The organism is Amycolatopsis australiensis, from assembly GCF_900119165.1.
Classification (GTDB): domain Bacteria; phylum Actinomycetota; class Actinomycetes; order Mycobacteriales; family Pseudonocardiaceae; genus Amycolatopsis; species Amycolatopsis australiensis.
Map to the genome: position 1 here is coordinate 7769602 of NZ_FPJG01000006.1, position 14615 is coordinate 7784216.

General features: G+C 73.9%; 12 protein-coding genes. 8 read left to right on the forward strand and 4 right to left on the reverse strand.

The window, feature by feature from the left end; translation table 11 throughout:
• The first annotated feature begins 134 nt into the window (after positions 1-134).
• Genes BT341_RS37030 through def form a run of 6 tightly spaced genes read left to right on the forward strand, consistent with a single transcriptional unit; the run spans position 135 to position 9633 of the window.
• Positions 135-1385 (forward strand): four-carbon acid sugar kinase family protein, encoded by a 1251-nt coding sequence (locus BT341_RS37030; RefSeq protein WP_072480654.1) that lies wholly within the window; start codon positions 135-137, stop codon positions 1383-1385.
• Entirely contained in the window at positions 1382-2410 is a 1029-nt protein-coding gene (gene pdxA, locus BT341_RS37035) for a 4-hydroxythreonine-4-phosphate dehydrogenase PdxA (RefSeq protein WP_072480655.1), read from the forward strand. Before BT341_RS37030 ends, pdxA begins: the two co-directional genes overlap by 4 nt.
• Positions 2407-3684, forward strand: coding sequence for an MFS transporter (locus tag BT341_RS37040; protein WP_072480656.1), 1278 nt, complete (start codon positions 2407-2409; stop codon positions 3682-3684). Before pdxA ends, BT341_RS37040 begins: the two co-directional genes overlap by 4 nt.
• Positions 3656-4456, forward strand: a complete 801-nt coding sequence (locus tag BT341_RS37045) for a DeoR/GlpR family DNA-binding transcription regulator (RefSeq protein WP_072480657.1) — start codon at positions 3656-3658, stop codon at positions 4454-4456. Before BT341_RS37040 ends, BT341_RS37045 begins: the two co-directional genes overlap by 29 nt.
• Positions 4437-9095 carry a DEAD/DEAH box helicase gene (locus BT341_RS37050; RefSeq protein ID WP_177329112.1) on the forward strand — a complete coding sequence of 1553 codons (4659 nt, stop codon included), beginning with the start codon at positions 4437-4439 and terminating at the stop codon, positions 9093-9095. Before BT341_RS37045 ends, BT341_RS37050 begins: the two co-directional genes overlap by 20 nt.
• A 37-nt stretch (positions 9096-9132) precedes the next feature.
• Complete coding sequence (def, locus tag BT341_RS37055) at positions 9133-9633, forward strand: peptide deformylase (protein WP_072480659.1); 501 nt, start codon at positions 9133-9135, stop codon at positions 9631-9633.
• 60 nt (positions 9634-9693) lie between these two features.
• Here the strand turns inward: def and BT341_RS37060 are convergent, their stop codons facing one another.
• Genes BT341_RS37060 through BT341_RS48025 form a run of 4 tightly spaced genes read right to left on the reverse strand, consistent with a single transcriptional unit; the run spans position 9694 to position 13318 of the window.
• Positions 9694-10773, reverse strand: a complete 1080-nt coding sequence (locus tag BT341_RS37060; protein WP_177328984.1) for a GNAT family N-acetyltransferase — start codon at positions 10771-10773, stop codon at positions 9694-9696.
• A 56-nt stretch (positions 10774-10829) separates the two neighbouring features.
• The gene (locus tag BT341_RS37065) at positions 10830-11609 is read right to left on the reverse strand and encodes a VOC family protein (RefSeq protein ID WP_072480661.1); all 780 of its coding nucleotides are present in this window, start codon (positions 11607-11609) and stop codon (positions 10830-10832) included.
• 58 nt (positions 11610-11667) lie between these two features.
• The gene (locus BT341_RS37070) at positions 11668-12438 is read right to left on the reverse strand and encodes a maleylpyruvate isomerase family mycothiol-dependent enzyme (RefSeq protein ID WP_072480662.1); all 771 of its coding nucleotides are present in this window, start codon (positions 12436-12438) and stop codon (positions 11668-11670) included.
• Complete coding sequence (locus BT341_RS48025; RefSeq protein ID WP_072480663.1) at positions 12428-13318, reverse strand: SAV_6107 family HEPN domain-containing protein; 891 nt, start codon at positions 13316-13318, stop codon at positions 12428-12430. Before BT341_RS48025 ends, BT341_RS37070 begins: the two co-directional genes overlap by 11 nt.
• A 214-nt stretch (positions 13319-13532) precedes the next feature.
• On the opposite strand from BT341_RS48025, the gene BT341_RS37080 reads away from it, so the two are divergent.
• Together BT341_RS37080 and BT341_RS37085 are read left to right on the forward strand one after the other, a co-directional pair.
• Positions 13533-14045: a YbaK/EbsC family protein gene (locus BT341_RS37080; protein ID WP_072480664.1), complete on the forward strand. Its 513-nt coding sequence runs from the start codon at positions 13533-13535 to the stop codon at positions 14043-14045.
• Complete coding sequence (locus BT341_RS37085; protein WP_072480665.1) at positions 14042-14614, forward strand: GNAT family N-acetyltransferase; 573 nt, start codon at positions 14042-14044, stop codon at positions 14612-14614. The genes BT341_RS37080 and BT341_RS37085 overlap by 4 nt, the downstream gene beginning before the upstream one ends.
• Position 14615 lies beyond the last annotated feature (1 nt).

Consider the following 14615-nt stretch of genomic DNA (forward strand, 5'->3'; position numbering starts at 1 on the left):
GCTGCCATGCGCGCGGTCACCGTGCGTGCGGACCCGCGAAAGTCACCGCCGCTTGACGCGGGCGGTGATCAAGGTGCACGATAGTTGCGCAGTTCGGTCAACCGAGTTGCACAAACTGCGCATAGGAGCGTGCGATGCCGAAGCTGCTCGTCCTCGGGGACGACCTCACGGGCAGCAACGCGACCGGCGCGCTGTACGCCCGCTTCGGGCTGCGCGCGGTTTCGGTCAACGCGCCCCTGGAACCGGACGCGCCGTGCCTGCGCGCGGAAAGCGGGATCGACGCGCTGGTGGTGAACCTTGGTACCCGGCACGCTTCGCCGGCACACGCCGGGGAAGCGGTCCGCCGGGCCGTCGAGCTGGCCGGCCCGGTCGAGCTGACGGTGAAGCGCGTGGACACGACGTTGCGCGGCAACGTCGGCGTGGAGACCGAGGCCGTCCTGGCGTCGGCGCCGGACGCCCGCGCGCTGGTCGTCCCCGCGTTCCCGGACGCGGGGCGGGTCACGCTCGGCGGCCTGCACCTGGTGGACGGCGTGCCACTGGCCGAAAGCCCGGCCGCGCGCGATCCGCTGGCGCCGGTCCGGTCCTCGCGGATCCGCACGCTCCTGCAGCCGACGCGGCGCGCGATCGCCGAACTGCCGCTCGACGTGGTCGAGGAGGGCGTGGAGGCGGTGGTGGCCGCGTTGCGCCGTCCGGCCGGGATCGTCGTCTGCGACGCCACGACGAACCGGCACCTCACCACCGTCGCGAAGGCCGCGGCCCGCCTGGCGGCGGAAGGCACGCGGTGGATCTCGGTCGACTCCGGGCCGTTCGGCGTCCGGCTGGCCGCGGCGCTGGGCCTCGCGCCCGGCCACGAAACCGTCCCGCCGGTACTCGCGGTGGTCGGCAGCATCACCGGGCAGACCCGTGACCAGGTACTGGAAACCGAGCTGGTGCTGGACGCGCGGTACGTCGACGTCGACGCCGGGCGGCCCGATCCGGCCGCCGTCGCCGCCGCGGCCGGAAAGCTGCTCGCCGCCGGGCACCGCGTGGTCGGCATCCGCACCCGGGCACCCGATCCGGGCGCGCCGATCGACCCGCAGGTCGCGGCGCGGATCCCGCCGGCACTCGGCGAAGCGGCCCGGCTCGTGCTCGGCGCGCACCGGATCGGCGGGCTGTACGCCACCGGCGGCGACATCGCCGTCGAAGTCACGAAGGCGCTCGGGGCCGAAGGCTTCGAGATCGACACCGAGGTACTGCCGCTGGCGGTCGCCGGGCGGCTCTCCGGCGGCCCGCACGCCGGGCTGCCCTTCGCCACGAAGGGCGGGCTGATCGGCGGGCGCGATGCCGCCGTGGCCTGCCTGGAACACCTGAACCACGTCCTGGCCACCGGAAGGAAGAACCCGTGAGCGACCTCCCGATCCTCGCCGTCACCCTCGGCGACCCCGTCGGCATCGGCCCGGAGATCACCCTGAAGACCCTGGCCGAGCCGGAGGCCTTGCAGCTGGCCCGTGGCGTCGCGGTCGGCGACGCGCCCGTGCTGGAACGCGTCGCCCGGCACCTGGGGCTGAACGTGGAGATCAACCCGATCGCCACGGTCGCCGACGCGCGGTTCACCACCGGCGTGATCGACGTGCTCAACCTCGGCGTGGTCACCGAAGACCTGCCGTGGGGCGAGGTGAACGCGACCGCGGGCGCGGCCGCCGTCGGCGCGATCGAAGTCGCCACCCGGCTCGCACTCGCCGGGGAGGTCGACGCGATCGTCACCGCGCCGATCAACAAGGAGGCGATCTGGGCGGCGGGCTCCCAGCACCTGGGGCACACCGAGATGCTCGGCGAGCTGACCGGGTCGACCCGGTTCAACACGATGTTCTGGGTTTCCGGGCTGAAGATCTTCTTCGCGACGCGGCACCTTTCGCTGCGCGAAGCGCTCGACAAGATCACCCGCGAAAACATCGAGCACGCGATTCGCGAGGCGTACACGGCGCTCGAAGTGTTCGGCACGGAGAAACCGAGACTCGCCGTGGCGGCGCTGAACCCGCACGGCGGGGAGAACGGCAAGTTCGGCGACGAAGAAATCGTCGCGATCGCTCCCGCGGTCGCCGCGGCGCGGGCGGCCGGGCTCGACGTGGTCGGCCCGATCCCCGCGGATTCCGTGTTCCACCAAGGGATCCAGGGCCGGTTCGACGGCGTGCTGTCGCTGTACCACGACCAGGGGCACATCGCGTCGAAGACCTACGACTTCGACGGCACGGTGTCGGTGACGGTCGGCCTGCCGATCCTGCGCACTTCGGTCGACCACGGCACGGCGTTCGACATCGCCGGCACCGGCCGGGCGTCGCACGGCACGATGCGCGCGGCGTTCAAGGCCGCGGCGACCCTGGCGCCGTACGCGCGGAAGCTGCCCGCCATCTACCCGCCGGCCGTCCGATGATCCCCCGCAAGCGCTGGGCGTACGTCATCCCGGTCGCGGTGGTCATGTACATGCTGGCCTACCTCGACCGCACGAACGTCGCGGTGATCCTGCCCTACATCGGCGACGACTTCCCGTTGTCCGCCAGCGCCAAGGGGCTGGCGAGCGGCATCTTCTTCGTCGGCTACCTCGTCCTGCAGATCCCGGCGGCGGTGCTGGCGGCGAAGTGGAGTGCCCGCAAGACGGTGCTGCTGCTGATGATCGCGTGGGCGTTCGCGGCGGTGCTGTGCGGCGTGGTGCAGAACGAGACGCAGCTGCACCTGGCCCGGCTGCTGCTCGGGCTGTTCGAGGGCGGTGTCTGGCCCGCCGTGCTGATCCTGCTGGCGTCGTGGTTCCCGCAGGCGGAACGAGCGAGGGCGAACGCGCTGTGGATGACCTGCCTGCCGATCTCGGCCATCATCATGTCCCCGCTGTCCGGGCTGATGCTCGACCACATGTCGTGGCGCTGGGTGTTCGTCCTGCAGGGCCTGCCACCGCTGGTGTGGGCCGTCGTCTGGTGGTTCGCGGTGGCCGACCGGCCGGCGAAGGCACGGTGGATCTCCGCCGAAGAGCGCGACTACCTCGAGACCACGCTGAAGGCGGAAGAAGACGCGAAGCCCGCGGTCGCCAAGCAGGGCTACCGGCAGGCGCTGGCGAACCGCCAGGTGCTGCTGCTGATCGGCGTCTACTTCTTCTGGATCACCGGGTTCTACGGCTTCTCGCTCTGGCTGCCCAGCGTGGTGAAGACGATGACCGGCGGGTCGGCGACCGCCGTCGGGTTCCTGTCGGCCGTGCCGTACGTCCTCGCGCTGGCGGGGATGGTCGCGTGCGCGCACTGGTCGGACCGGACCGGCAACCGGCGGCTCGCGGTCGCCGTGCCGCTGGTCGTCGCGATCGCCGGGCTGCTGCTCGGCAACCTCGTGCACTGGCCGGCCGCGGTGCAGCTGGTGCTGCTCTGCGTCGTCGCCACCGGCGTCTACATGCCGTACGGGCCGTTCTGGGCGATCCCCAGCCGGCTTCTCGGCATCGAGGTCGTCGCGGTGGCGATGGGCCTGATCAACGCGCTGGGCAACCTCGGCGGGTTCGCCGGGCCGTACCTGGTCGGCTGGCTCACCGACGTCACCGGCAGCGCGACGACGGGGTTCGTCGTCCTGGCCGGGTTTCTCGCCGTGGCCGCCGGGCTGGCGTTCTTCGGGCTGAAACCGGCCGCCGTGAAAGACTCCGGGCATGCCCCAGCCGCGACCAGGAACCCGTGACCGGCGCGCGATGCTGCTCGAAGCCGTCCGCGACGGCTCGGGCGGCATCGCGGAGCTGGCCGAGGAGTTCGGCGTCTCGGAGTCGACGATCCGCCGCGATCTCGCCTCGCTCGCCGGGGCCGGGCACGTCGTGCGCACCTACGGCGGCGCGCTCGACACCGAACGCAGCCCTCGCGAGAAGGACCGCGAGAACGCGGCGGCGAAGGAAGCCATCGCCCGGGAGGCCGCCGCACTGGTGCGGGACGGCGAGGTGGTGCTGCTCGATGCGGGCACGACCACCGGCAGGCTCGCCCGCCACCTCGCCCACCGCGAGGGGCTGACCGTGGTGACGAACGGCGTCAACGCGATCCGCGAGCTGGCCGGCTTCGCCGGGATCGACCTGATCGTCCTCGGCGGCCGGCTGCGGCACCCCAACGAAGCGATCCTCGGCGAGAGCGTGCTGGCGCAGCTGCGGCACATCTCACCCGATCGGGTGTTCCTGGGCGCGGACGGCGTGGTCGCCGGCCGGGGCCTGTGCTGCCCGTCACTGGAGCAGTCGGTGGTCAAGCACGCGATGCTGCACGCGGGCGGCGCGGCGTACGTGCTGGCCGACCACTCCAAGCTGGGCCAGGCCCCGTTTTCCTACTGGACGCCCCTGGACCGCGACCACCGGCTGATCACCGACGATCCGCAGGTCGACATCACGTATCCGCAGTTCGCCGAGAGCGTGATCGTCGCCGGCGCGCCGGAAACTGTCGGTGGTGCCGCGCATCATGGACAACGTGGCAGCTGACGTTCTCGACCTCTTCTCCCCCGCGACCCGGGACTGGTTCGCCGGGGCCTTCGCCGCGCCCACCGCGGCGCAGGAGGGCGCCTGGCGGGCCGCGCACGCGGGCGAGCACGCCCTCGTCGTCGCGCCGACCGGGTCCGGCAAGACCCTGTCGGCGTTCCTCTGGGCGCTCGACCGGCTCTCCGTGGAACCACCGCCGGCGGAGGCGGCCAAACGCTGCCGGATCCTCTACGTCTCGCCGCTGAAGGCGCTGGCCGTCGACGTCCAGCGGAACCTGCGCGCCCCGCTGGCCGGGATCTCCCAGGCCACGCGGCGGCTCGGGCTGCCGGTGCCGGAGATCGAGGTCGGCATGCGCACCGGCGACACCACCGCGGCCGAGCGCCGCGCCTTCGGCAAGACCCCGCCGGACGTGCTGGTGACCACGCCCGAGTCGCTGTTCCTGATCCTCACCTCGTCGGCGCGGGAATCGCTGCGCGGGGTCGAAACCGTGATCGTCGACGAGGTCCACGCGGTCGCCGGCGGCAAGCGCGGGGCGCACCTCGCGCTGTCGCTGGAGCGGCTGGACGCGCTGCTGCCGAAGCCGGCGCAGCGGATCGGCCTCTCGGCGACGGTCCGCCCGATCGACGAGGTGAGCGCGTTCCTGGCCGGCGGCCGGCCGGTGCGGGTGGTCCAGCCGAAGCTGGCGAAGACCATCGAGGTGCGCGTCGAGGTCCCGGTGGAGGACATGGGCAACCTCGACGCGCCGAGCGGTCCGGCGCCGAGCCCGCTCGACGCGCTGGAGTCGATGACCGACGCGTTCCCGCCCGGCGACATCGCGCCCGGGGGGCTGGGCACCCTCGAGGAGATGGCGGGCAACCCGGTCCAGCGGCCGTCGATCTGGCCGGCGGTCGAGGAACGGGTGCTGAGCCTCATCCGCGCGCACCGCTCGACCATCGTGTTCGCCAACTCGCGCCGGCTCACCGAGCGGCTCACCGCCCGGCTCAACGAGCTGGCCGCCGAGCAGACCGCGCTGACCCCCGGCGACGCGTTCCCGGCCGAGGCCGTCGGGCAGTCCGGCGTCACCACCGGCGCGCCGCCGGTGATCGCCCGCGCCCACCACGGCTCGATGTCGCGGGAGCAGCGCACCCACGTCGAGGAAGAGCTCAAGTCCGGGCGGCTGCCCTGCGTGGTGGCGACGTCGTCGCTGGAGCTGGGCATCGACATGGGCGCGGTCGATCTGGTCGTGCAGATCGAGGCGCCGCCGACGGTGGCGTCCGGGCTGCAGCGCGTCGGCCGGGCCGGGCACCAGGTCGGCGCCGTCTCCTCCGGCGTGATGTTCCCCAAGTTCCGCGGCGACCTGGTCTCCTGCGCGGTGGTCGCCGAGCGGATGGCGAGCGGCGCCATCGAGGCGGTCCGCTACCCGCGCAACCCCCTCGATGTGCTGGCGCAGCACGTCGTGGCGATGGTGGCGCTGGAGCCGTGGACGGTGGCGGACCTCGCGACGCTGGTGCGGCGCGCGGCACCGTTCGCGTCCCTGCCGGACGACGCGCTGCACGCGGTGCTCGACATGCTCGCGGGCCGGTACCCGAGCGAGGAGTTCGGCGAGCTGCGGGCGCGCATCACGTGGGACCGCATCAGCGGCGAGCTGCGCGGACGGCCGGGCGCGCAACGGCTGGCCGTCACCTCGGGCGGCACCATCCCGGACCGCGGCCTGTTCACCGTGATGACACCGGGCTCGGACGACAAGCCGGGCTCGCGGGTCGGCGAGTTCGACGAGGAGATGGTGTACGAGTCGCGGGTCGGCGACACCATCCTGCTGGGCACGTCGTCGTGGCGGATCACCGACATCACGCACGACCGGGTCATCGTGGTGCCGGCGCCGGGCGAGCCGGCACGGATGCCGTTCTGGAAGGGTGACGCGCCGGGCCGCCCGCTGGAGCTCGGCCGGGCGCTGGGCAAGTTCGTCCGCGAACTGTCCACATCGGATGAACAGAAGGCGCGGGAGCGGGCCGTCGCGGCGGGGCTGGACGAGCGGGCCTGCGACAACCTGCTGAACTACCTGGCCGAGCAGAAGTCCGCCACCCGGCACGTGCCGAACGACCGGACGATCCTGCTGGAACGCTACCGCGACGAGCTGGGCGACTGGCGGATCGTCGTGCACTCGCCGTTCGGCGCGCAGGTGAACGCGCCGTGGGCGCTGGCCATCGGCGCGCGGCTGCGGGAGAACCGCGGGGTCGACGCGCAGGTCGCGCACTCCGACGACGGCATCGTGCTGCGGCTGCCGGACGCGCTCGACGCCGAAGGCGGTGACGTCACGATCGGCGCGGACGACGTCCTGCTCGACCCGGAGGAGGTCGAGCAGCTGATCGTCGCGGAGGTCGGCGGCTCGGCGGTGTTCGCGGCGCGGTTCCGGGAGTGCGCGGCGCGGTCGCTGCTGCTGCCGCGCCGGGACCCGCGGCGCCGCACTCCGCTCTGGCAGCAACGGCAACGCGCGTCGCAGCTGCTGTCCGTCGCGGCGAAGTACGAGCGGTTCCCGGTCGTGCTGGAGGCGATGCGGGAGGTCCTGCAGGACGTCTACGACGTCGGCGGGCTGCGCGAACTGATGGCCGACGTCTGGGCCCGGAAGGTCCGGCTGGTGGAGGTCGAAACGCCGGCGGCGTCGCCGTTCGCACGCAGCCTGCTCTTCGGCTACGTCGGGATGTTCCTGTACGAGACCGACGCGCCGTTGGCCGAGCGCCGGGCGGCGGCGCTGTCGCTGGATTCGGCACTGCTCGCCGAGCTGCTGGGCACCGAGGCGATCCGGGAGCTGCTCGACCCGGAAGCCGTGCGCGAGGTGGAACGGTCGCTGCAGCGGCTCGAACCCGACCGGCACGCGCGGTCGGCCGAAGACGCCGCCGACCTGCTGCGGTTCCTCGGCGACCTGACCGTCGAAGAGGCCGCCGAGCGCGGGATCCGGCCGGAGTGGCTGACCGAGCTGGAAGCGGCGCGGCGGGCGATCCGGGTGCGGATCGGCGGCACCGAACGGTTCCTGGCGATCGAGGACGCCGGTCGCGTGCGCGACGCGCTGGGCACCGCGCTGCCGGTGGGCGTGCCCGAGGCGTTCACCGAACCGGTCGCGGACCCGCTCGGCGACCTGCTGTCGCGGTACGCCCGCAGCCGCGGCCCGTTCGCCGCGGCGGACGTGGCCCGGCGGTTCGGGCTCGGGCTGGCCGTCGTCACCGGCGTGCTCGACCGGATGACCGGGGAAGGCCGCCTGGTCCGCGGCGAGCTGAGCCCGGTCGGCCATCCGGACACCCACGGTGTGGGCGTCGAGTACTGCGATTCCGCGGTGCTGCGGCGGCTGAGGCGGGCGTCGCTGGCGAAGCTGCGCGCCGAGGTCGAGCCGGTCGAGCCGGCGGCGCTGGGCCGGTTCCTGCCGGCGTGGCACGGGTTCGGCGGCCGCGTCCGGGCGGCCCCGACGGCGGACGACGTGCTGTCGGTGGTCGAGCAGCTCGCCGGGGCGCCCCTGCCGGCGAGCGCGGTGGAGTCGCTGATCCTGCCCGGGCGCCTGCCGGGCTACTCCCCCGCGCTGCTGGACGAGCTGACGACCGCGGGCGAGGTCACGTGGGCGGGCTGCGGCGCATTGTCCGGCGGTGACGGGTGGATCGCCCTCGCCCCCACGGACGTCGCGGACCTGCTGCTGCCCGAGGTCGTCGAGGACATCCCGACCGGGCCGCTGCACGACGCGCTGCTGTCCACTTTGGAGGGTGGTGCGCTGTTCTTCCGGCAGCTGGTGGACCGCGCGAGCGTGCTGGTGGACAAGGCCCCGAACGACGCCGAAGTCGTCGCCGCGCTGTGGGACCTGGTGTGGGCGGGGCTGGTCACGGGCGACACGTTGGGGCCGTTGCGGGCACAGGTGGCCGGGCACGGCGCGCACAAACCGCGGCGCCAGGCCCCCCGCGGCCGGTACGCGCGGCTACGGGCGGGGCGGCCGCAGATGCCGTCGCGGTCCGGGCCACCGACCGTCGCCGGCCGCTGGGCGCTGACCCCCGCCCGGGAGACCGACGTGACCCGCCGGGCCCACGCGCGAACGGAAGCGTTCCTGGAGCGCCACGGCGTCCTGACGCGCGGCGCGCTGGAGACCGAGCGTGTCACCGGTGGGTTCTCGGGGATCTACAAGGTGCTCCGCGGCATGGAGGACACCGGCCAGGTGATCCGCGGCTACGTCGTGGAAGGGCTGGGCGCGGCCCAGTTCGCGGCGAAGGGCGCGGTCGACCGGCTGCGTGCGCTGTCGGGCCCCGGCCGTCCGGCGCCGGGCCGCGCGGTGGTGCTGGCGGCGGCGGATCCGGCCCAGCCGTACGGCGCGGCACTCCCCTGGCCGGCCGCGACGGGCGACACGAAGCACCGCCCGGCCCGCAAGGCCGGTGCGCTGGCGGTACTGGTGGACGGGGTCCCGGCCCTGTACGTGGAGCGAGGAGGCCGGTCGCTGCTGAGCTTCACGGAGGACCGGCAACCGCTGTCGGAGGCAGCGCAGGCGTTGTCGGCGGCGGTGCGCGAGGGCTGGCTCGGCCAGTTGTCCGTCCAACGCGCGGACGGCGAGCAAGCGCTGACGTCCGAACTGGCCGAGGTGCTCCAAGAGGCGGGTTTCCGGGCCACGCCGTCAGGTCTGCGCCTGCGGGCCTAAGCTGCCAGTCCGACACCGCACGAAGGATGTTCTGCTCATGGCCATGCGCGAACTGCGCTATTTCGGGGACCCGATCCTCAAGTCCGTCTGCGACCCCGTCACCGTGTTCGACGAGAAGCTCGAGGCGCTGGTGCGTGACCTGGTGGATTCGGTGAAACCGGCGGGCCGCGCCGGGCTGGCCGCACCGCAGATCGGGGTCGGGCTGCGGATCTTCAGCTACGACGTCGCCGGTTTGACCGGTTACGTCATCAACCCGGAGATCGTCGAGCTGTCCGAGGAGACGCACGAGATCAACGAGGGCTGCCTGTCGGTCCCGGAGCTGTGGTTCCCCACGAAACGGGCCAAGCACGCGAAGGTCCGAGGCGTCGACGTCCACAACGAGCCGATCGAGGTGGAAGGCGAAGACGTGCTGGCCCAGTGCCTCCAGCACGAAACCGACCACCTGGACGGAATCCTGTACCTCGACCGCCTGACGGCCGAGCGCAAGAAGACGGCCCTGCGCGAAGCGCGGGAGAAGGACTGGTTCTGGAACCGCTGACAAGCTGGAAGCGGCCACCCCACCGGCCTGCTCACGAAGGTGGAACGTCGGCAGCAGACCTCAGGCGGGCAGGAAGATCCGCAACTGCGTGCCGTCCGCGGTGGAACGTTCGGTGCGCAGTCCCGCTCGGGCCGCCGTGCGGGCCAGGATCTCGTCGCGCGGGAGGCAGTCCGCCCGCAGCTGCGTGATTCCCTGGCCTTCCGCGAGCACCGCGACCCTCGCCAGCAGCTCCGTGCCGATGCCCTGGCGCTGCCAGTCGTCCTCCACGAGCAGGGAGATCTCGGCCGCGCCCGTCGTCGCCGGGATCAGCTGGGCCAGGCCGATCACGTCGCGGCCGAAGACCGCCAGCACGCTCGTCCCGCGGGGCGGCACCAGCAGCCGGTGCAGCCAGCGGCGCGGGACCGTCCGGACGCCCGTGTGGTAGCGCCGGAACAGCGTGGCCGTCGAGCAGCGGCGGTGCAGCGCCGACACCGCGTCGGCGTCGGCGGGGACCCCCTTGCGCAGGACGATCGCCGCGCCGTCCGGGCGGTTCAGCACCACCGGGCCCGCGACGTTCCGCTCGGCCGCCGCCAGCAACGCCACCAGCGCGTCGGCGCGGGTCAGCTCCAGCTGCACGAACGGCGCCCACCGGCGGCGCGCCACCAGCGCCGCGCCGGCGCTCAGCCCGAACACCGCCCGGTGCCCGCTCTCCGTCCGGGCCGGGTTCGCCTCCGCCGCGGGCACGAGCGTGACGACGTCCGCCGCCAGCACGTCTTTCAGCACTTCGGCGAGGCGGGCCGGGGAGTCGATCGCGCGGCGGGCCGCGAGCAGCGTCGACGACGACGGGTCGACCAGCTCGTGGACGTCGGCGTCGACGATCGCCGTGCACTCGCAGCCCTCGGCGCGGATGGCGTCGGCGAGGTGCCGCCGCGGCAGCCCGGCCGCCGGGCGCAGGACGATCTCGTCGAGCACCCCGCCGGGCACCGGCAGCACGGTCAGGCCGAGGATGTTGCACTCGAGGTCGGCGAGCCGGATCGCGATGCGGGCGAGGGTGCCGGGGTGGTCGTGCATCCGGATCCGCACCCGCCACGCCGACGGCGCGTCCGTCTCCTCGGCGACGGCCGTCCGTTCGGGCCGGGGCAACGCTCGGGAAGTCTCCATGCCCCCACGGTCCACCGCGGTTGTTGCCACGCCAGGACGGCGATGTTTCGCGCAGGTCAGCGTTCGCCCCGGCTCGGCAACCCGGGCGAAACAGCCGAGTGGCTCAGCGGGGGGGCCAGCACGCAGAACTCGTTGCCTTCCGGATCCATGAGCACGCGCCACGGCACCTCCGGACCGCCGAGGTCGGCCGGCGCCGCACCCGCGGCCACGATCGCCGCCACCGTCTCCGCGTGGCCGGCGCCCGCCGGCGGCGCGACATCGAGGTGGACGCGGTTCTTCACCCGCTTGACGTCGTCGTTGCGGAGGAACTCCAGCCACGGCCCGCGGCCCGTCGGCGCACGCAGCCCGACCAGGACGTCACCCTCCCGGGCTTCGACCGGCCAGCCCGTGAGCCGTGTCCAGAAGGCGGCCATACGTTCCGGGTCGTGGGCGTCGACCAGGATCGACGCGACCGCGCCCGTCCGCGCGTAGCGGTCGCGGGGCTCGAGGACGCAGAACTCGTTGCCCTCCGGGTCCGCCAGCACGACCCATGGCACCGCGCCCTGCCCGAGGTCGACGCGGCGGGCGCCCAGCTCCAGCGCGCGCTCCACCAGCTCGGCCTGGTGGGCGGGGCTCCGGCTCGCCAGGTCCAGGTGGATCCGGTTCTTCCCCACCTTCGGTTCGGGCACGGGGACGAACACGAGGTCGAGGTCCCAGCCGTCGGTCTCGGGCGCGCGGACGTCGATCTCGTCCGGCTCCTCGGCGGCGACGCGCCAGCCGAGCAGCGCGGCCCAGAAGTCCGCCAGGACTTCCGGGCGCGCCGCGTCGATCACCAGGTTCACCAGGCGCGTGTCCATGCGCCGCACGCTAGCCGCCACCTCCGACAGTTCCGGTTCGGCTTCCCCACCGGCCGGTTCATCGGGTCGCGAGCCGTAGCAGCGCCCACAGCTGGGCCGCCTGGTCGTGCACGCCCCGCACGGTCACCGAGGTCAGGGACGCCCGGCCCCAGAGCCACAGGTACAGCTGCGCGGGGCTCGCCGCCGTGACGACGTCGTCCGCGGCCTCGGCCTCCTCGGCCGAACAGCGCCAGGCCTCCGTCGTCTCGGGTCCGGCGCGCGCGATCCAGCTGTGCGCGCCGGCGCGCACGCCGACCGAGCCCGCCTTCGTGCCGGTCAGGCCCAGCATCGGCAGTTTCTGGCCGAACCACAGCGTCAATGCCTCGTCGATACCGTCGATCGCCAGGTCGTCGGCGACGCCGCGGGCCTGCGCGCCCGCCGCCTGCTCGACGTCGACGCGGTGGATGAGGGTTTCGTGCAGCATCCGCCGCCGCCAGAACCCGTAGGTCGGGTCGGCGGGCCACCAGGTGTCGGCGCGCTCCTCCGGGTCGTGCGCGGCCAGCTCGTCGAGGAGCTCGGCCAGGCCCGTCTCCAGGTACTGCGCCAGGCTCTGGCCGGGTTCGGGATCGCGGGGCCAGTCCTCGGGGCTCCGGCCTTCGGCGAGCCGGCGCCGGACCATGCGGTAGAGGCTCCCGACGTGCCGGGCGACCTCGCCGACCGACCAGCCGGGACAGGCAGGCACCGGCGCCTCGACCGGCGCGGCGTGCACGGCCTCGGCCAGCACCCGGCCTTCGATCCCCAACGCCGTGAGCAGCCGCCCCTGGTCGACCGGGCCGTGCTCACGCGACATGGGCTTCCCCGGTGTTCGGGAGGCCGTGCACGAGGCGGCGGACCAGCTCGAGGAACGGCGCCGCGGCGCGCACCAGTTCGGCGGCCGACTCGGCGGTGACCTTGCCGGTGATCCCGGCCTGCGCGGCGGCGCGCGCGGCGGAGTTGCTCGCGAAGAAGGCAGACCACTCCCGCAGCTCGGGGACGACGGAGTCGAGCAGCACCCAGGTGCTGGCGGGCCGGGCGCGGCCCCGGTGCGGACGGCCCCGGGCGGCGAGCACGGCGGCGGCACCGCGCAGGGCGGCGAGGTAGGCACCGATGAACCGCTCGGCGGGATCGGTCTCCCGCTCGGCCTCGGCAAGCCCGCGCCGAGCCTGGGCCAGCAACCCGGCGGCGGCCGGAGACGCGGGCGGACGCAGCGACATGGGCAGCCCGGGCTGATCGGTGCCGGGGGACGGCGCCGTGACCTGCTCGGCCTCAGCGGGCCCGCAACGCGCGGGCGCGGCCAACCCGGCAGCGGCCGGACGCCGCGCCGCGACCTGCTCGGCCTTCGCATCGAAGGTGGCGGGGGCGAGCGGCTGCGGCTGCGCGGCCGGGGCGGCCTGCCCGGCCCCCGTCGGCGAAACCGAAGCGCGCGCCGCGAGCGGCAGCTCCGGCTGCCGGACGTCTCCAGGGTTCGACCGGGCCCGCGTGCGGGCTGCGGCCGACGTGGACGAGCGCAGTGAGATCGGCAGCCGGTGCTGGCCCGGGTCCGCCGCCGGGGTCGTGGGCCGCTGCCGGGCATCGGCTCCGGGCGACGGGCACTGCCGGGCTCGTCCAGGGTGGGCCGGAGCGGGCTGCGGGCGCAGCGTCATGGGCAGCTGTGGCTGCCCGGCATCCGTGGGGGCGACCTCGACGGACATGACGACCCTCCTCCTGCGCGGCGTGAGCCCCGATCCAGTGCCCGGCGCCGAGACGCTTCCCCCGTCCCGGAGCCGGGCACCTGACCGGTGCGCGCTCACCGATGTCGAACGTCTGTTCGAACAAAATCCAGAGTAACCCCGGACCGGGCGTCCGCTCAACCCCGGGGGTGGATTCCCGCGGGACACCTGGTCGGCGGCGTGATCTCATAGGTCCATGAGTTCGCTGGACCACCCCGCCGTCGCCAAGGTGGCGGCCGCGCTGGCCGAAGCCGGGCAGCACGCCGCCGCCGAAGGCATCCGTGTCCTGCCCGCCGAGGTCCGGACCGCCGCTCAGGCGGCCGAAGCGCTCGGCGTGCCCGTCGGGGCCATCGCCAACAGCCTCATCTTCCGCCTGGGGTCCGACAAAAAAGCGCTCCTCGCCCTGACCTCGGGCGCGCACCGCGCCGATCCGGCCACTCTCGCGCGGCTGGCCGGGGCCGAAATCGGCAAGGCCGACGCCGATTTCGTGCGGGAGCACACCGGGCAGCCGATCGGCGGCGTCGCCCCCACCGGGCACCCGCGGCCGCTGCCGACGCTCGTCGACACCGCGTTGCGCGCATACGACGTCGTGTGGGCCGCGGCCGGGCACCCCAAGGCCGTCTACCCGACGACGTACGCGGAGCTGGTGGCGTTGACCGGGGGCACCCCGGGCGCGCTCGACGGCGCGGAGGAAGATGGACAGCCGTGACCGCGATGCCCGCCGGCTGCTCCCGCTACGTCCAGCTCTCCGCGGACGAGTTCCGCGCGCGCCTGCCCGAGGCGCTGGACATCTACGTCCGGGCGATGCGGTACCCGGCGGGCACCGCCGAGCAGCGGGCGCCGATGTGGCTCACCCACGCGCTGCGTGAGGGCTGGCGCTGCATGGCCGCGCTCGATGCCGACGACGTCCTGCTCGGGCTCGCCTACGGCTACCGCGGCCGGGCCGGGCAGTGGTGGCACGAGCAGGTCCGCCACGGCCTGAGCCGCCGGTTCGGGCCCGAGGCGGCCGAGCGGTGGCTGTCGGACTACTTCGAGCTGACCGAGATCCACGTCCGGCCGGAGAACCAGGGCCACCAGATCGGCGAGGACCTGCTGCGCGGGCTGCTGGACGGCGTGCCGAGCGCGAACGTCCTGCTGTCGACGCCCGAGGGCACCAGCCGGGCGTGGAAGCTCTACCGGCGCACCGGCTTCGTCGACGTCCTGCGCGACTACCACTTCGCCGGCGATCCGCGGCCGTTCGCGATCCTCGGACGGGCGCTGCCCCTCGACCCGCGCTGAG